Genomic DNA, 16,333 nt, shown 5'->3' with positions numbered 1-16,333 from the left:
CGCGCTCGGGCAGGCCAGTGAAGCTGTGGCGAGTTTAGCCTGAGTAGCGGGGCCGGATAAGCGGCAATTGGGTTTTTGGCGCCATTTTCCCAGCGCGCGCCTGCTCCAGCTTTCGCTGCGCTTCAGGCATGATGGACGCATTGAGATCATGTAGAGAGTTTCCGATGCGTGTATGGATCGATGCCGACGCCTGCCCCAAGGCGGCCAAGGATCTGATCGTCAAGTTCGCCCTCAAGCGCAAGTTCGAGGTGGTGATGGTGGCGGGCCAGGCCGTGGCCAAGCCGGCGTTTGCGATCGTGCGCCTGATCGTGGTGCCCAGCGGCATGGACGCAGCCGACGACTACCTGGTCGAACACGCCGTGCCCGGCGAGCTGGTGATCTGCAGTGATGTGCCCCTGGCTGACCGCCTAGTGAAAAAGGGCGTGGCGGTGCTGGACCCGCGCGGTCGCGAATTCGACGAGCGCAACATGGGCGACCGCCTGGCGGCGCGCAACCTGTTCACCGAGCTGCGCGAGCAGGGCCAGGCGGGAGGAGGGCAGGGGACTTATGGCGAGCGTGAAAAGCAGGCGTTTGCCAATGCGCTGGACCGGATCATTGCCCGGCTGAGTAAAACCTGATGCGGGGCTGCTTTGCAGCCCCAAGGACTTACTGGTCACCCTCGTGCGTCAGTTCCAGCACCCGGTCCACCAACTTGTAGATCCCGCCAGCTGCCTCGCTGATCGACTTGGCCTCCATGTAAGCCGGAGTCGTCACCAGCTTGCGCTGGGTGTCTTCGACAATGTCGTGTACATCGCACGCCTCATGGGTGCCGCCCATCTTCTCGACAGCCGCCGCAGTGTCTGCGTCGCTGCCGATGGTGCAGACCACGCCCGGCCCGTAGATCTTCGCCGCAAGTGCTGGCGAAATGCAGATCAGGCCAACTGGCTTGCAGGCGTCGGCAAAGGCTTCGGCCAGGGCCAGCACGTCCGGGTTGACGCTGCAGTTGGCGCCTTCCACGGCGAAGTTGGACAGGTTTTTCGCCGCCCCGAAACCGCCCGGCACGATCAGCGCATCGAAGTCTTCGGCCTTGGCTTCGCGGATGTCCTTGACCTCACCACGGGCAATGCGCGCCGACTCCACCAGCACATTGCGCGACTCGGGCATTTCCTCGCCGGTCAGGTGGTTGATGACATGCATCTGCGCGATGTTCGGCGCGAAGCACTGCACCTGCGCACCGCGCTGGTCGAGGCGCAGCAGGGTGATCACGCTTTCGTGGATTTCGGCGCCGTCATACACGCCACAGCCGGAAAGAATCACCGCTACTTTTTTTGTCATGTTCATTACTCCAGTGTCGAGGCGCTAAATGTCCTCTAGTTTGGCAGATGTCGCCATAGGGGTTGCCGCAGGCGCGGCCTAATCTTGATGGATACCGCCTGAGGCCGTACCCATGGACCTGATACTGCTGGCCGTGCCGTTCTTCTTCGTGCTGATCGCCGTGGAGCTGGTGGTCGACCGCGTGCGTGGACAACGCAACTTTACCCTGGCCGACTCGATCAACAGCCTGAGCACCGGCGCGCTGTCGACCAGCACCGGGTTGCTGACCAAAGGCGCAGGGCTGGTGACCTATGCCCTGGCGTTCGAGCATTTGGCGCTGTTGCGCCTGCCGGCCGAAGCCTGGTGGGTATGGCTGCTGGCCTTCGTCCTGTACGACTTCTGCTACTACTGGTTGCACCGTCTGGGCCATGAACGCAACGTGCTGTGGGCTGCGCATTCGGTGCATCACCAGAGCGAGGAATACAACCTCACCACCGCGCTGCGCCAGACCAGTAGCGGGTTCATCTTCTCGTGGGTCTTCTACCTGCCGATGGCGCTGCTGGGCGTGCCGCCACTGGTGTTCATTACCGTGGCATCGCTCAACCTGCTGTACCAGTTCTGGGTGCATACCCGGCACATTCCCAAGCTTGGCTGGCTTGAGTGGGTGTTGATCACGCCATCCAACCATCGCGTCCACCATGCGCAAAATCCTGTTTACTTGGATCGCAATTATGGCGGCGTGTTCATTCTCTGGGACCGTCTGTTTGGCACCTTCAAAGAGGAAGACCCGGCCGAGCCGGTGGTGTTCGGGGTAACCACGCCACTGGCCAGCTGGAACCCGCTGTGGGCTAATCTGCAGTTCTATGCCCAGCTCTGGCATGACGCCCGGCACACCGCCAGCCTGTGGGACAAGCTGCGCATCTGGTTCATGCCCACTGGCTGGCGCCCGGTCGATGTGGCCGCACGCTTCCCGCAGGCCAAACAGGACCTGACGGTGTTTCGCAAGTTTGAGATTACCTTGGCTCGACCGCAACAAGCCTACGTGGCCATGCAGTTCGCGGTTTATGTGGCCTTGGGCAGCTACCTGATGGATGTGGCCGAGCGCGTGCCGGTCGCGGCGCTGGTGCTTGGCTGGTCGCTGATGGCATTTGGTCTGTTCGTGCTGGGCGCGTTGCTGGAGAACCGGCCCTGGGCTGCGCGCCTGGAGCTGGCGCGGCTGGTGGCGAATGCGCCGGCGCTGTACCTGGCCGGCGCACTGGGGCTAGCGGTGGTCGCGCCGCTGCTCTGGTGGTTGCTCGTGGTCTACAGCCTGTTCAGCCTCTGGGGCCTGGGCCTGGTCTGCCGCCTTGCGCTCCGCGCGCAAAGCGCGGAAGCGCCGGCGCAACCACAACAAGGCACCCAGACCCAGCAGGCCACCGAGCACCCATAGCTCGTAACGCTTCACGTTGCCCAGCAGGCCTTCGAGGATGGCACCGAAGTGGTACGCGGCCGCGCCCAAGGCAATTGCCCAGACGGCCGCGCCAATACCATTGAGCAGCAGGTAGCGGCGCGGCGGGTAGCCCGACAGGCCAATGGCCACCGGCATGACCGTGCGCAGGCCATAAACGAAGCGGAAGCTCAGCACCCAGATGTCGGGGTGACGGCGGATGTGGTCCAGCGCCCGGGCACCCATGGCTTCCCAGCGCGGTTTGCGTGCCAGGATCCTGCGCCCATGGCGACGGCCCATGAAGTACCACAGCTGATCGCCGGCATAGCTGCCCAGGAACGCCACCAGGCACACCAGCTTGATGTCCATGTACCCACGGAATGCAAGGAAACCCGCAAGCACCAAGATGGTCTCGCCTTCGAAGAAGGTGCCTAGAAAAAGGGCAAAATAGCCGAAATCCTGCAGGAATTGTTGAAGCATTTTCTGAGGTGCTGGCGAAATGAACGCGCAGCCTACCCCTTCGCGCGCATTCGTGAAAGTGTCCAAATGTGTCTCGACGTGAACAATTCCTACACAGACAATGCCAGAGCCCACGCGCCATGGCTTGCCCTGGTGTGTCACACAGGCGTCATAATGGGCGCTTATCTTGCCGCTCAATTGATGATAGGGCGTTAACGTCCTCAGGAACGCCAGATGAATAATGAAGTGCTCACCCCTGTCGCGATGAAGGATGCCCAGGAGCTCCCAGAAGAGATGGTGCAGACCCCGCCAGACCTGCCGCCGGCGGCCGAGCCCGAGCCCGAGCCCGTAGAGGAGCAGGTGGCCGAGCCTGTGGCTGCGGTAGCCGCGCCCGTGCCGGCCCCGGCAATTGCCGTCCCTGGCCTGGACGACAGCAGCCTGTACATTCATCGTGAACTCTCGCAGCTGCAGTTCAACATCCGGGTGCTGGAACAAGCCCTGGACGAGAGCTACCCACTGCTCGAACGCCTCAAGTTCCTGTTGATTTTCTCCAGCAACCTCGACGAGTTCTTCGAGATCCGCGTCGCCGGCCTGAAGAAGCAGATCAATTTCGCCCGTGAACAGGCCGGTGCCGACGGCCTGCAGCCGCACCAGGCGTTGGCGCGCATCAGCGAGCTGGTGCACTTCGAGGTAGAGCGCCAGTACGCGATCCTCAACGACGTGCTGCTGCCGGAGCTGGAAAAGCACCACATCCGCTTTATTCGCCGCCGTTACTGGACGCCCAAACTCAAGACCTGGGTGCGCCGCTATTTCCGCGACGAAATCGCCCCGATCATCACCCCGATCGGCCTGGACCCGACCCACCCGTTCCCGCTGCTGGTGAACAAGAGCCTCAACTTCATCGTCGAGCTGGAGGGGGTCGATGCCTTCGGCCGCGACTCGGGCTTGGCGATCATCCCGGCTCCACGCCTGCTGCCGCGGGTCATTCGGGTGCCTGAAGAAGTGGGCGGCCCGGGTGCCAACTACGTGTTCCTGTCGTCAATGATTCACGCGCACGCCGACGACCTGTTCCAGGGCATGAAGGTCAAGGGCTGCTACCAGTTCCGCCTGACCCGTAACGCTGACCTGGCGCTGGACTCCGAAGAAGTCGACGACCTGGCCCGCGCCCTGCGCGGCGAGCTGTTCTCGCGCCGTTACGGCGATGCCGTACGCCTGGAGGTAGCCGACACCTGCCCGAAACACCTGTCGGACTACCTGCTCAAACAGTTCAGCCTCAGCGAAAGCGAGCTGTACCAGGTCAATGGCCCGGTCAACCTTACCCGCCTGTTCAGCATTACCGGCCTGGACAGCCACCCGGAGCTTCAGTACACGCCGTTCACCCCGGCGATCCCCAAGCTGCTGGTGAACGCCGACAACATTTTCAGCGTGATCAGCAAGCAGGACATCCTGCTGATGCACCCGTTCGAGTCCTTCACCCCGGTGGTCGACCTGCTGCGCCAGGCCGCCAAGGACCCGCATGTGCTTGCCGTGCGCCAGACGTTGTACCGTTCCGGGGCCAACTCGGAAATTGTCGATGCCCTGGTGGACGCGGCGCGTAACGGCAAGGAGGTCACTGCGGTGATCGAATTGCGCGCGCGCTTCGACGAAGAGTCCAACCTGCAGATGGCCAGCCGCCTGCAAGCGGCCGGTGCGGTGGTGATCTACGGCGTGGTCGGCTTCAAGACCCACGCCAAGATGATGTTGATCCTGCGCCGCGAGCAGGGCGAAATCGTGCGTTATGCCCACCTGGGCACTGGCAACTACCACGCCGGCAACGCCCGCCTGTACACCGACTACAGCCTGCTGACCTCTGACGACGCCCTTACCGAGGACGTGGGCAAGCTGTTCAGCCAGCTGATCGGGATGGGCAAGACGCTGCGCATGAAAAAGCTGCTGCACGCGCCGTTCACCCTGAAGAAGGGCATGCTCGACATGATCGCGCGGGAAACCCAGTTCGCCCTCGAAGGCAAGCCGGCGCACATCATTGCCAAGTTCAACTCGCTGACCGACGCCAAGGTCATCAAGGCGCTGTACAAGGCCAGCCAATCGGGTGTGAAAATCGACCTGGTGGTGCGTGGCATGTGCTGCCTGCGCCCAGGTATTCCCGGGGTTTCACACAATATCCAGGTGCGCTCGATCATTGGCCGCTTTCTTGAGCACACGCGGGTGTTCTACTTCCTCAACGGCGGCGAGGAGCAGATTTATCTGTCCAGTGCCGACTGGATGGAGCGCAACCTCGACAAGCGCGTCGAGACCTGCTTCCCGGTGGAAGGCAAGAAGTTGTTGCTGCGGGTGAAGAAGGAGCTGGAAAGCTACCTGACCGACAACACCCACGCCTGGACCTTGCAGCCAGACGGGCGCTACGTGCGCAGCACCCCGACCGGCAACCAGAACCCGCGCAGTGCCCAGGCGACCCTGCTGGAGCGCCTGAGCAACCCGGTCCTCAACGTACGCTGAGGACGAAGCCGACCCGGGCCAGCCACTCCGCCTCGTTGGCGAAGTCGGCCTGGGTCAGCTGGTTCTGCTCCAGCCAGCCCTCAGGGAAGGCGACATCCAGGCTGTTGTCCCCACCGTTCAGTACCACCTTCGGCATCTGCTGGTTGCCCCGGATATGGTGGAACAGAATGGCGAAGCGCAGCAGCACGCACAGGCGCAGCAGCTTGATACCCTCTTCACCCAGCTCGGCGAACTTGTCCTTGGGGATGTTGCGGCGATGGCCGCGCACCAGCAGGGCCATCATCTGCTGGTCTTCGCGAGAGAAGCCCGACAGGTCGGAGTGCTCGATCAGGTAGGCGCCGTGCTTGTGGTAGTGGTAATGGGCGATATCGAGGCCGACTTCGTGCACTTTCGCCGCCCAACCCAGCAGATCGCGCCAGTTTCCATCTTTCAGCTCCCAGGCGTCGGCCACTTGGTCGAAGGCATGCAGTGCCTTGCGTTCCACGCGTGCAGCCTGGCCCTGGTCCACGTGGTAACGCTCCATCAGCGAATTGAGGGTGCGCTCACGTACGTCTTCGTGGTGGTGGCGGCCAAGCAGGTCGAACAGCACGCCTTCACGCAGGGCGCCGTCACAGTGGTCCATGCGCTGCAGTTCCAGCGCGTCGAAGATCGCTTCGAGAATGGCCATGCCCGCCGGGAAGATGGTGCGCCGGTCCGGCTTGATGCCGTCGAAGTCGATCTTGTCGACTTCGCCCAGCTTGAACAGCTTGCGCTTGACCCAGGCCAGGCCCTCGGCGTTGACCTCGCCATTGCCCAAGCCGCCGGCCTTGATGGCGGCGCCGATGGCGCGGATGGTGCCGGACGAGCCAATGGCCTCGTCCCAGGTCAGGCGATGCAGGGCATGCTCGATGCTCATCAGTTCCAGGCGCGCGGCGGTGTAGGCCTGGGCGTAGCGGGCCGGGGTGATCTTGCCGTCACGGAAGTAGCGCTGGGTGAAGCTGACGCAGCCCATTTGCAGGCTTTCGCGCAGCAGCGGCTCGAAGCGCTGGCCGATGATGAACTCGGTACTGCCGCCGCCGATGTCCGCCACCAGGCGCTTGCCGGGTGTGTCGGCCAGGGTGTGCGACACGCCCAGGTAAATGAGGCGCGCCTCTTCACGGCCGGAGATCACCTCCACCGGGTGGCCGAGGATGGCTTCGGCACGCTGGATGAACTCGTTACGGTTGCGCGCTTCGCGCAAGGCGTTGGTACCGACGATACGCACGGAGCCTGCCGGCATGCCGTTGATCAGCTGGGAAAAGCGCTTGAGGCAATCCAGGCCTCGTTCCATTGCCTCTTCACTGAGCTTGCGCTCTTCGTCGATGCCGGCGGCAAGCTGAACCTTCTCGCCGAGCCGCTCGAGAATGCGGATTTCTGTATGGTGGGCCTTGGCCACGACCATGTGAAAACTGTTGGAGCCAAGGTCGATGGCGGCGATCAGGGACAGGTTCTTCGCGATGGTATGCGGCATGATCTGGTTGTTCTCGGTCGTTAACCCGGCAATCGTGCCACGATAGCAGGCTGTCGCCAACGCGTGACACGCAGCCGATGTGCTGGCCTTGATGCAAGGCAATGTGCCATTCGATTCTATGACGGCTGTATGACAGTTTCGATTCGCGGCGTCTTGCACAACTATAGTTACACTCAATCGTCCGCGGCTTCCTGTAGGCGGCGGGTGCGGCTATGATGGGCAACGTTTTTTTGCTTACGACCCTGGAGATATCCATGAGCAGCGATCTGATCAAACATGTCACCGACGCCACCTTCGAGGCCGAAGTCCTGAAAGCCCAAGGCCCGGTGCTGGTCGACTACTGGGCTGAATGGTGCGGCCCATGCAAGATGATCGCGCCAGTCCTGGACGACATCGCTACCACCTACGATGGCAAGCTGACCGTCGCCAAGCTGAACATCGACGAAAACCAGGAAACCCCGGCCAAGCACGGCGTGCGTGGTATCCCGACGCTGATGCTGTTCAAGAACGGCAACGTCGAAGCCACCAAGGTGGGCGCTCTGTCCAAGTCGCAGCTGGCCGCGTTCCTCGACGCCCACCTGTGATGTGAAAAAGCCCCGCAATTGCGGGGTTTTTCTTTTTCAGAGCACTAGACGCAGAAAAAAGCAAGTGTTACATTCGGCCTCGCACTGCTTTTTCAGTGCCCTCTACATGCCGTCGCCGAAGCATCCCTAATTCGAATCAGTACGCGATCCTGTCGCCATCTAGCGGCGCGGCCTCATTAAGCCAGAAGCTTAATTCTCCCTTCTTACATGATTACGTCACTCCCCTTATGAACCTGACTGAACTCAAGCAAAAGCCGATTACCGATCTTTTGGAAATGGCCGAACAGATGGGCATCGAGAACATGGCCCGTTCGCGCAAACAGGACGTGATTTTCGCCCTGCTGAAGAAGCATGCGAAGAGCGGCGAAGAGATTTCGGGTGACGGCGTGCTGGAGATTCTCCAGGATGGTTTCGGTTTCCTGCGCTCGGCTGATGCGTCCTACCTGGCCGGCCCGGACGATATCTACGTCTCGCCCAGCCAGATCCGCCGTTTCAACCTGCGTACCGGCGACACCATCGTCGGCAAGATCCGCCCGCCAAAGGAAGGGGAGCGTTACTTCGCTCTGCTGAAGGTTGATACCATCAACTTCGACCGTCCGGAAAACGCGAAGAACAAGATCCTGTTCGAAAACCTGACGCCGCTGTTCCCGAACAAGCGCCTGAAGATGGAAGCTGGTAACGGCTCCACCGAGGACTTGACCGGTCGCGTCATCGACCTGTGCGCCCCGATCGGCAAAGGCCAGCGTGGCCTGATCGTCGCCCCGCCAAAAGCGGGCAAGACCATCATGCTGCAGAACATCGCGGCCAACATCACCCGTAACAACCCCGAGTGCCACCTGATCGTCCTGCTGATCGACGAGCGCCCGGAAGAAGTAACCGAAATGCAGCGCACCGTGCGCGGCGAAGTGGTTGCCTCCACCTTCGACGAGCCGCCAACCCGCCACGTGCAGGTTGCCGAAATGGTGATCGAGAAGGCCAAGCGCCTGGTCGAGCACAAGAAGGACGTGGTCATCCTGCTGGACTCCATCACCCGCCTGGCGCGTGCCTACAACACCGTGATCCCGAGCTCCGGCAAGGTGCTGACCGGTGGTGTTGACGCCCATGCCCTGGAGAAGCCAAAGCGTTTCTTCGGCGCCGCGCGTAACATCGAAGAGGGCGGTTCGCTGACCATCATCGCCACCGCGCTGGTCGAAACCGGCTCGAAGATGGACGAAGTGATCTACGAAGAGTTCAAGGGCACCGGCAACATGGAGCTGCCACTGGACCGCCGCATCGCTGAGAAGCGCGTGTTCCCGGCCATCAACATCAACCGTTCCGGTACCCGCCGCGAAGAGCTGCTGACCGCCGACGACGAACTGCAGCGCATGTGGATCTTGCGCAAGCTGCTGCACCCGATGGACGAAATCGCCGCCATCGAGTTCCTGGTCGACAAGCTCAAGCAGACCAAGACCAACGACGAGTTCTTCTTGTCGATGAAGCGCAAGTAAGCTTCGCAGGCATCACGCAAAAGCCGGGGAAACCCGGCTTTTTGCTGTTTGTCACAAAAGACCGTTCGCCAGCACGCCGAACGAAGGCCAACATGCTGCTTGTGGCGTGGGGGCCTGCCTGATCAGGCATTTGCCTCCTGCCTCCCGAAGACCAGCGAAGCCGGGCTGGTTGATGAATCGTCACATGGATGTCTCTTATAAGGTACACTTGGATGTACGCAGTTCATCACGTTATATCCGCTAATGATGTGGATGTTTACCAGGCATGGCTGAACACCATTCGTGACACAAGGGTGAAGGCGCGAATCACTACAAGGGTCGACCGGGCGGCGCAGGGCCATTTTGGCGTGACCGAGCCAGTGGGTGATGGCGTGTTCGAGATGAAACTGGACTTCGGGCCAGGCTAGCGCGTCTATTACGCCATCTCCGGGCGGAAGATCATTTTCCTGCTCGGAGGTGGCACGAAAGACCGGCAGCAGGCGGATATTGATCAAGCCAAATCTCTGTGGCAGAGGCACAAGGTAGCGCTATGACCGGCACACGCTCGCATGAAGAAAGTGTTCTCGAAATGCTCCGCAAGGATGAGTCTTTCGCCATCGATTATCTTGCCGTTGCGCTTGAAGAAATAGATGAGCCTGGTGGCGCCGCAGGTTTTCTGACGGCGGTTCGACGCGTAGCGGAAGCGCGTGGTGGGATGGGTAATCTGTCCCAGGCCACGGGGCTTGCGCGTCCAAACCTCTATCGAGCATTGGCTGCTGATGGGGACCCAAGATTATCGACTGTATTGAAGGTGCTGCAGGCCCTTGGAATCGGGTTGTCAAAGGTTGTATCGCATAATCGGTGAGGCGCAAGGTAAGCGTCCCGACCAAGGCGTGAAGCGGCCACCAATGCATTTTTGCCCCCAAACAATGCCCGAACGGCGCTACACTCTGCACCCCGACCGATACGGCCAACACGAGGCTTTTGCATGCAGTATCGCGACTTGCGCGACTTCATCCGTGGCCTGGAACAGCGCGGCGAGCTCAAGCGCATCCAGGTTCCGATCTCCCCCGTCCTGGAAATGACCGAGGTCTGCGACCGCACCCTGCGTGCGAAGGGCCCGGCATTGCTGTTCGAAAAGCCCACCGGCTTCGACATCCCGGTGCTGGGCAACCTGTTCGGCACCCCTGAGCGCGTGGCCATGGGCATGGGCGCCGAGTCGGTCGATGAACTGCGCGAAATCGGCAAGCTGCTGGCCTTCCTCAAGGAGCCCGAGCCCCCCAAGGGCCTGAAGGACGCCTGGTCGAAGCTGCCGATCTTCAAGAAAGTCGTGTCGATGGCGCCGAAAGTGGTCAAGGACGCGGTGTGCCAGGAAGTGGTGGTCGAGGGTGACGATGTCGACCTCGGCGCACTGCCGATCCAGCACTGCTGGCCAGGCGACGTGGCGCCGCTGATCACCTGGGGCCTTACCGTTACCCGTGGCCCGAACAAGGACCGCCAGAACCTGGGCATCTACCGCCAGCAGGTCATCGGCCGCAACAAGGTCATCATGCGCTGGCTCAGCCACCGTGGTGGTGCCCTCGATTACCGTGAGTGGTGCGAGAAAAACCCCGGCCAGCCGTTCCCGGTTGCCGTGGCCCTGGGGGCTGACCCGGCGACCATCCTGGGTGCCGTGACCCCGGTGCCGGACACCCTCTCCGAGTATGCCTTCGCCGGCCTGCTGCGCGGCAACCGCACCGAGCTGGTCAAGTGCCGTGGCAGCAACCTGCAAGTACCGGCCACCGCCGAGATCATCCTGGAAGGGGTGATCCACCCGGGCGAAATGGCACCGGAAGGCCCGTACGGCGACCACACGGGCTACTACAACGAGGTGGACAGCTTCCCGGTGTTCACCGTCGAGCGCATCACCCACCGGCAGAAGCCGATCTACCACAGCACCTACACCGGGCGCCCGCCTGATGAGCCTGCCATTCTCGGTGTGGCGCTGAACGAAGTGTTCGTGCCGATCTTGCAGAAGCAGTTCCCGGAAATCACCGACTTCTACCTGCCGCCTGAAGGCTGCTCGTACCGCATGGCGGTGGTGACCATGAAGAAGCAGTACCCAGGTCACGCAAAGCGCGTGATGCTGGGTGTATGGTCGTTCCTGCGACAGTTCATGTACACCAAGTTCGTTATTGTCACCGATGACGATATCAACGCCCGTGACTGGAACGATGTGATCTGGGCCATCACCACGCGCATGGACCCCAAGCGTGATACGGTGATGATCGACAACACGCCGATCGACTACCTGGACTTCGCGTCGCCGGTATCGGGGCTGGGGTCGAAGATGGGCCTGGATGCCACGCACAAGTGGCCGGGCGAGACTACACGCGAATGGGGACGGGTCATCGTCAAGGACGAAGCCGTCACCCGCCGTATCGATGAGCTGTGGGATCAGTTGGGAATAGATTGATGCAGGTAACGTTGCAGCCGTCCGGGGCGGTGCTGGCGCTGGAACCCGGGGAACGGATCCTGGATGGAGCGCGGCGGTTGGGCTATGACTGCCCGAATAGCTGCCGCAATGGCAATTGCCATGTCTGCGCCGCGTTGTTGGTCGAAGGGCGGGTACGCCAGGGCGGCGAAGTCCGTGACCATGGCGAGCTGTTTACCTGTATTGCCGAGCCGCTGGAGGACTGTGTGTTGCTCTGGGATGGTGTGCTCGCTTTGGGCGAGCTGCCGGTGCGCAAGCTGGCGTGCAGCGTCACTGAATGCGTCGAGGTGGGTGGCGATGTCTGGCGGGTGCGCCTGCGTGCGCCTGCTGGCAAGCCCTTGCGTTACCACGCCGGGCAGTACCTGATGATCGAGCGCGAGGGCGGCAAGCCTGCCGCGTTCTCGCTGGCCTCAGCACCTCACGCCGGCCGTGAGCTGGAGCTGCACGTGCTGGCGCGGGAACCCAGCGCATTGCAACTGATCGAGCAGCTCAGGCGTGACGGGCTGGCGCGCATCGAAATGCCGTTTGGCGACACCCACCTGGCTGAGCTGCCCGACGGCCCGTTGGTCTTGATTGCCGCCGGCACCGGCATGGGCCAGATGCACAGCCTGCTCGAGCACTGCCGAGCCAACGGTTTCAAGCACCCGGTACACCTGTACTGGGGGGTGCGCCGGCCCGAAGACTTCTACCAGATCGAGCACTGGGACGAATGGCAGCGCTTGCCCAACCTGTTCCTGCACCAGGTCGTCAGTGACCTGTGCGGTTGGGAGGGGCGCTGCGGCATGTTGCATGAGGCGGTCTGCGAGGACATCGCCGACCTCAACACCGTGCATGTGTATGCGAGCGGCTCACCGAACATGATCTACGCCACCCTCGACGCCCTGGTCGACGCCGGCATGGATGCACATCGCATGCGTGCGGATGTGTTTGCCTACGCGCCACGCGGTTAATAACCGAAGTTGGAACAAGTGGGTATAAGGCGGTAATTGTTACCGCCTTGGCCAATAACTTTCACCGTTGCCGAAACAGTACTTACCCAGTCGTCGGAACCGCGCATTAAAGTCTTGCTCAAGGGCTTGAGTATTCCTCTATTTCTGTCCTATGGTTAGTGCAAGGCCCTTGGCACAAGGCTTGGGGCCGCACCTTGATCGCACCTCGCTACATCCGTAGTTCACAGGGATAAATGGCGGCAGCTTATGTCGGCACTTGAAAGTATGTCTTGGCAAGTTTCGTATCCTCCGGCACTCGACTTCGGTCAGCAACATACTCGCGACCAGTTGTTCAACTCCATGAAGACGACCATGTCTCGGCATCAGGGCGGGCCGGTGTGGCTGTTTGCCTATGGTTCGCTGATCTGGCGCCCGGAGTGCAATTCCGTGGAGCGCCAGCGTGCACGGGTGCATGGCTATCACCGTGGCTTGTACCTGTGGTCGCACGAACATCGCGGTACACCGGAAACCCCCGGCCTGGTGTTTGGCCTGGACCGCGGTGGTTCCTGCAGCGGTTTTGCCTACCGGCTGGATGAGAGCAACCTGGACGATTCGCTGATGGCCCTGTGGCAACGCGAGATGCCGTATCCGGCCTATCGGCCGCACTGGCTCAATTGCCGGCTGGGCGACGGCAGCAAGGTGCAGGCCTTGGGCTTTGTGCTGGAACGGCATTTGCCGTGCTATGCCGGCAACCTGCCGGACACCTTGCTCAGCCAGATCCTGGCCAGTGCCAAAGGGCGTTATGGCACCACCCGCGACTATGTCGAGCAGACCTTGAACGCATTGCGCAGCCACCAGATGCCTGATCGCAACCTGGAGGCGCGGTTCAGGCGTTGCCATAACCTGCGTGAAGTTTGAATTTTTGGGGCCGCTGTGCGGCCCCAGAAAAAATCAATGCATCAGCACCACCAACTTACCCACAGCCTGCCGCTGCCCCAGTTTCTCGATGGCAGCCCCAGCCTCGGCCAGTGGATAAGTCTGCGACACCAGCGGCTTCAACTTACCTTCGGCATGCCAGGCAAACAGCTGCTTGAAATTGGCCGCATTATCCTCGGGCTGGCGCTGTGCGAACGCGCCCCAGAACACCCCCAGCACCGCCGCGCCTTTGAGCAGCACCAGGTTGGTCGCCAGTTGTGGAATGCTGCCGCTGGCAAACCCCACCACCAGCAGCCGGCCATTCCATGCCAGCCCGCGCACTGCCTGTTCGAACAGCTCGCCGCCGACCGGGTCGTAGATCACGTCCACACCCTGGCCGCCGGTCAGGCGCTTGATTTCCTCGCGCAGGCTGGCCTGGCTGTAATCGATCAGTTCATCTGCCCCGGCAGCCTTGGCCACGGCCAATTTTTCGGCACTGCTGGCCGCCGCGATCACCCGCGCACCCATGGCCTTGCCGATTTCCACCGCCGCCAGACCGACCCCGCCGGATGCGCCCAGTACCAGCAGCGTCTCGCCTGCTTGCAGTTGGCCGCGCTGGCGCAGGGCGTGCATCGAGGTGCCATAAGTCATGCCAAACGCCGCAGCGGTGGTGAAGTCCATGCTCGCCGGGATCGGCAGCACGTTGTAGAACGGCACTGCCACCTGCTCGGCGAACGAACCCCAGCCGGTGAGTGCCATGACCCGGTCGCCGACCTTGAACGCGCCGGCTTTTTCGCCCACTGCTGCCACCACGCCCGCAGCTTCGCCGCCGGGGGAAAACGGTAGCGGTGGCTGAAATTGGTATTTGCCCTCGATGATCAGGGTGTCGGGAAAGTTGACACCGGCGGCCTGCACATCCAGCAGGATCTCGGTTTTCTTCGGCAGCGGGCTGGCCACGTCTTCCAGTACCAGATCGCGCGCCGGACCCAGGGTTTTGCACAACACAGCTTTCATCGGGGCTATTCCTTTGCGGGTAGTGGCCGATAAGTGTAGGAGGGCCGCTTGCCGGGTCAACGAGCATGGCCCGCCCTGATGAGCCGGCATAAGCCCGGGCTTGGGTTTGAGCGGCGTGCTGGGTAAGCTGGCGCCAACTGTATTGAGGAGCGAATTCGTGAAAGCGTGGATCTTGATGGTGCTGGCGCTGCTGTTGCCGGCTGCGGCCATGGCCGAAGAAGCCAAGGAAGGGGCGCCAAAGGTTGCCTACATCAGCCTGAGCCCACCCTTTGTGGGCAACTATGCCCTTGATGGCGGCCCACGGCTGCGCGTGTACAAGGCCGATGTGGCCCTGCGCGTGACCGGCGACGAAGCGGCCAAGGCGGTAAAGCACCACGAACCGCTGATCCGCAACCAGCTGGTGGCACTGTTCACTCAGCAGACCGTGGACAACATGAGCAATGTCGAGGCCAAGGAACACCTTCGCCAGGAGGCGCTGAAGCAGGTGCAGCAGGTGCTGGAAGCGGAAGAAGGCAAGCCGATCGTCGAAGACCTGCTGTTCAACAACCTGATCGTGCAGTGATCAATGTGGGAGCGGGCGAGCCCGCGAAGCAGGCGGCGCGGTGAATGGCACCGGCTTCGCCGGTGTTCGCGGGCTTGCCCGCTCCCACAGTTGCCGACCATAGATCCTGAGGTGTCATGAGGCCAGGCTACGGCGAAACCGCGCCAGGGCGACGCTGAAAAACACCAGGCCTATCAGCGCCAGCGCCAGGATATCCGGCCACACGACTGTCCACCCGGCATCCCGGAACAGGATCGCGGTACCCAGGCTGACGAAGTGCGTCGACGGCGACCCCTGCATCACCCATTGCAACCACTGCGGCATGCTGTCCAGGGGTGTGCTGCCGCCAGACAACAACAGCATCGGGATGATCACCGGGATCGCCAGCAGGCCGAACTGCGGCGTCGAGCGTGCCAGGGTGGCCAGGAAGATGCCCAGCGCGGTACTGGCAAACAGGTAAAGCGTAGTCACGGCCAGGAACAGCCCCATCGAGCCGGACAGTGGCACGCCCAGTGCGCCTTTCACCACCACCACCAGCGAAACCCACGTGCAGATCACCACCACCAGCGCGTTGCTGCCGATCTTCGCCAGCATGATTTCCAGTGCGGTGAGCGGCAGCACCAGCAGGTGGTCGAGGGTGCCATGTTCACGCTCGCGCAGCAGTGCGGTGCCAGTGAGGATGATCGCCAGGATGGTGATGTTGTTGACGATCTGGATCACCGCCAGGAACCAGCCCCCCTCAAGGTTGGGGTTGAACAGCGCCTTGGGGTTGATCAGCACCGGGCTTTGCACGTTGCCACGCTGGGTGTAGTCGAGCAGTTCACGCTCGAAGATGCGCCCGATGTAGCCGGCGCCCATGAATGCCTGGCTCATGGCCGTGGCGTCGACGTTGATCTGCAGCTCCGGCGAGCGCCCGGCCAGCAGATCGCTCTGGAAGTTCACCGGTACATTGATCACGAAGGTGTACTCGCCGCTGTCCATGGCCTGGTCCAGGCGTTCTGCGGGCAGCGGTACGGCGGGCTGGAACTCGGGCGGTTGCAGGGCTTCGGCCAGCTTGCGCGACAGCTGGCTGTGGTCTTCGTCGACGACCGCTACGCTGGCGTTGTGTACGCCAATCACCGAGCCGGCCGCCGGCATGTAGATCGCCACGCTAAAGGCATACAGCAGGAACAGCAGCAGTACGCTGTCATGGCGCAGGCTGGTCAGTTCTTTCAGGCCCAGGCGCAGGGTGTGGTTCAGGCGCGACAT

14 protein-coding genes and 2 pseudogenes are annotated in these 16,333 nt (G+C 62.0%); 11 read left to right on the top strand and 5 right to left on the bottom strand.

Annotated elements, in window-relative coordinates:
- Nucleotides 1–164 precede the first annotated feature (164 nt).
- Entirely contained in the window at nucleotides 165–617 is a 453-nt protein-coding gene (locus CKW35_RS14585) for a YaiI/YqxD family protein (protein ID WP_016489763.1), read from the top strand.
- Between the two features lie 28 nt (nucleotides 618–645).
- Here the strand turns inward: CKW35_RS14585 and elbB are convergent, their stop codons facing one another.
- Nucleotides 646–1,314: an isoprenoid biosynthesis glyoxalase ElbB gene (elbB, locus tag CKW35_RS14580; protein ID WP_016489762.1), complete on the bottom strand. Its 669-nt coding sequence runs from the start codon at nucleotides 1,312–1,314 to the stop codon at nucleotides 646–648.
- A 112-nt stretch (nucleotides 1,315–1,426) separates the two neighbouring features.
- Between elbB and CKW35_RS28590 the strand changes: the two are divergent.
- Nucleotides 1,427–2,053, top strand: a pseudogene (locus CKW35_RS28590) (sterol desaturase family protein); the annotation flags it as partial.
- A gap of 501 nt (nucleotides 2,054–2,554) precedes the next feature.
- Here CKW35_RS28590 and CKW35_RS14570 read toward each other — a convergent pair.
- Nucleotides 2,555–3,199: a DedA family protein gene (locus CKW35_RS14570; protein ID WP_172455925.1), complete on the bottom strand. Its 645-nt coding sequence runs from the start codon at nucleotides 3,197–3,199 to the stop codon at nucleotides 2,555–2,557.
- Nucleotides 3,200–3,412: 213 nt separating this feature from the next.
- Here CKW35_RS14570 and ppk1 point away from each other — a divergent pair, with 213 nt between their 5' ends.
- The gene (gene ppk1 / locus CKW35_RS14565; RefSeq protein ID WP_016489759.1) at nucleotides 3,413–5,674 is read left to right on the top strand and encodes a polyphosphate kinase 1; all 2,262 of its coding nucleotides are present in this window, start codon (nucleotides 3,413–3,415) and stop codon (nucleotides 5,672–5,674) included.
- On the opposite strand, the gene ppx is transcribed toward ppk1, so the two are convergent.
- Nucleotides 5,661–7,163, bottom strand: coding sequence for an exopolyphosphatase (ppx, locus tag CKW35_RS14560; protein WP_016489758.1), 1,503 nt, complete (start codon nucleotides 7,161–7,163; stop codon nucleotides 5,661–5,663). The genes ppk1 and ppx overlap by 14 nt on opposite strands.
- 254 nt (nucleotides 7,164–7,417) lie before the next feature.
- Here ppx and trxA point away from each other — a divergent pair, with 254 nt between their 5' ends.
- From trxA to CKW35_RS14525, 7 genes and pseudogenes are all read left to right on the top strand, one after another.
- Nucleotides 7,418–7,747 carry a thioredoxin TrxA gene (gene trxA, locus CKW35_RS14555; protein ID WP_016489757.1) on the top strand — a complete coding sequence of 110 codons (330 nt, stop codon included), beginning with the start codon at nucleotides 7,418–7,420 and terminating at the stop codon, nucleotides 7,745–7,747.
- Between the two features lie 227 nt (nucleotides 7,748–7,974).
- Nucleotides 7,975–9,234 (top strand): transcription termination factor Rho, encoded by a 1,260-nt coding sequence (gene rho / locus CKW35_RS14550; RefSeq protein WP_003253661.1) that lies wholly within the window; start codon nucleotides 7,975–7,977, stop codon nucleotides 9,232–9,234.
- 212 nt (nucleotides 9,235–9,446) lie between these two features.
- Nucleotides 9,447–9,767 (top strand): annotated as a pseudogene (locus CKW35_RS28875) (type II toxin-antitoxin system RelE/ParE family toxin).
- Nucleotides 9,764–10,078 carry an addiction module antidote protein gene (locus tag CKW35_RS14540; RefSeq protein ID WP_016489756.1) on the top strand — a complete coding sequence of 105 codons (315 nt, stop codon included), beginning with the start codon at nucleotides 9,764–9,766 and terminating at the stop codon, nucleotides 10,076–10,078. The pseudogene CKW35_RS28875 and the gene CKW35_RS14540 overlap by 4 nt, the downstream one beginning before the upstream one ends.
- A gap of 123 nt (nucleotides 10,079–10,201) precedes the next feature.
- Nucleotides 10,202–11,668 (top strand): 4-hydroxy-3-polyprenylbenzoate decarboxylase, encoded by a 1,467-nt coding sequence (ubiD, locus tag CKW35_RS14535; RefSeq protein WP_016489755.1) that lies wholly within the window; start codon nucleotides 10,202–10,204, stop codon nucleotides 11,666–11,668.
- A complete protein-coding gene (locus CKW35_RS14530) occupies nucleotides 11,668–12,636 on the top strand; it encodes a CDP-6-deoxy-delta-3,4-glucoseen reductase (RefSeq protein ID WP_016489754.1) in 969 nt (322 codons plus the stop codon). Before ubiD ends, CKW35_RS14530 begins: the two co-directional genes overlap by 1 nt.
- Before the next feature lie 246 nt (nucleotides 12,637–12,882).
- Entirely contained in the window at nucleotides 12,883–13,533 is a 651-nt protein-coding gene (locus CKW35_RS14525) for a gamma-glutamylcyclotransferase (protein WP_016489753.1), read from the top strand.
- Between the two features lie 33 nt (nucleotides 13,534–13,566).
- Here CKW35_RS14525 and CKW35_RS14520 read toward each other — a convergent pair whose 3' ends face one another.
- Entirely contained in the window at nucleotides 13,567–14,544 is a 978-nt protein-coding gene (locus CKW35_RS14520) for an NADPH:quinone oxidoreductase family protein (RefSeq protein ID WP_023048874.1), read from the bottom strand.
- Nucleotides 14,545–14,701: 157 nt separating this feature from the next.
- On the opposite strand from CKW35_RS14520, the gene CKW35_RS14515 reads away from it, so the two are divergent.
- Nucleotides 14,702–15,106, top strand: coding sequence for a flagellar basal body-associated protein FliL (locus tag CKW35_RS14515; RefSeq protein WP_016489751.1), 405 nt, complete (start codon nucleotides 14,702–14,704; stop codon nucleotides 15,104–15,106).
- Nucleotides 15,107–15,220: 114 nt separating this feature from the next.
- On the opposite strand, the gene CKW35_RS14510 is transcribed toward CKW35_RS14515, so the two are convergent.
- Entirely contained in the window at nucleotides 15,221–16,333 is a 1,113-nt protein-coding gene (locus CKW35_RS14510) for an ABC transporter permease (protein WP_023048875.1), read from the bottom strand.

The organism is Pseudomonas sp. Irchel 3F3 (genome assembly GCF_900187545.1).
Classification (GTDB): Bacteria; Pseudomonadota; Gammaproteobacteria; order Pseudomonadales; family Pseudomonadaceae; genus Aquipseudomonas; species Aquipseudomonas fortuita.
The sequence above is the reverse complement of the archived record's forward strand: the minus strand, read 5'-3'. Positions and strand labels throughout refer to the sequence as shown.

Excerpts from the sequence above, each read along its gene's own strand:
- CKW35_RS14530 (WP_016489754.1), top strand. The coding sequence starts at position 11,668 with ATGCAGGTAACGTTGCAGCCGTCCGGGGCGGTGCTGGCGCTGGAACCC.
- CKW35_RS14525 (WP_016489753.1), top strand. The coding sequence starts at position 12,883 with ATGTCGGCACTTGAAAGTATGTCTTGGCAAGTTTCGTATCCTCCGGCA.
- CKW35_RS14510 (WP_023048875.1), bottom strand. The coding sequence starts at position 16,333 with ATGTCGCGCCTGAACCACACCCTGCGCCTGGGCCTGAAAGAACTGACC.
- ppk1 (WP_016489759.1), top strand. The coding sequence starts at position 3,413 with ATGAATAATGAAGTGCTCACCCCTGTCGCGATGAAGGATGCCCAGGAG.
- CKW35_RS14585 (WP_016489763.1), top strand. The coding sequence starts at position 165 with ATGCGTGTATGGATCGATGCCGACGCCTGCCCCAAGGCGGCCAAGGAT.
- elbB (WP_016489762.1), bottom strand. The coding sequence starts at position 1,314 with ATGACAAAAAAAGTAGCGGTGATTCTTTCCGGCTGTGGCGTGTATGAC.
- trxA (WP_016489757.1), top strand. The coding sequence starts at position 7,418 with ATGAGCAGCGATCTGATCAAACATGTCACCGACGCCACCTTCGAGGCC.
- CKW35_RS14540 (WP_016489756.1), top strand. The coding sequence starts at position 9,764 with ATGACCGGCACACGCTCGCATGAAGAAAGTGTTCTCGAAATGCTCCGC.
- CKW35_RS14570 (WP_172455925.1), bottom strand. The coding sequence starts at position 3,199 with ATGCTTCAACAATTCCTGCAGGATTTCGGCTATTTTGCCCTTTTTCTA.
- rho (WP_003253661.1), top strand. The coding sequence starts at position 7,975 with ATGAACCTGACTGAACTCAAGCAAAAGCCGATTACCGATCTTTTGGAA.
- ubiD (WP_016489755.1), top strand. The coding sequence starts at position 10,202 with ATGCAGTATCGCGACTTGCGCGACTTCATCCGTGGCCTGGAACAGCGC.
- ppx (WP_016489758.1), bottom strand. The coding sequence starts at position 7,163 with ATGCCGCATACCATCGCGAAGAACCTGTCCCTGATCGCCGCCATCGAC.
- CKW35_RS14520 (WP_023048874.1), bottom strand. The coding sequence starts at position 14,544 with ATGAAAGCTGTGTTGTGCAAAACCCTGGGTCCGGCGCGCGATCTGGTA.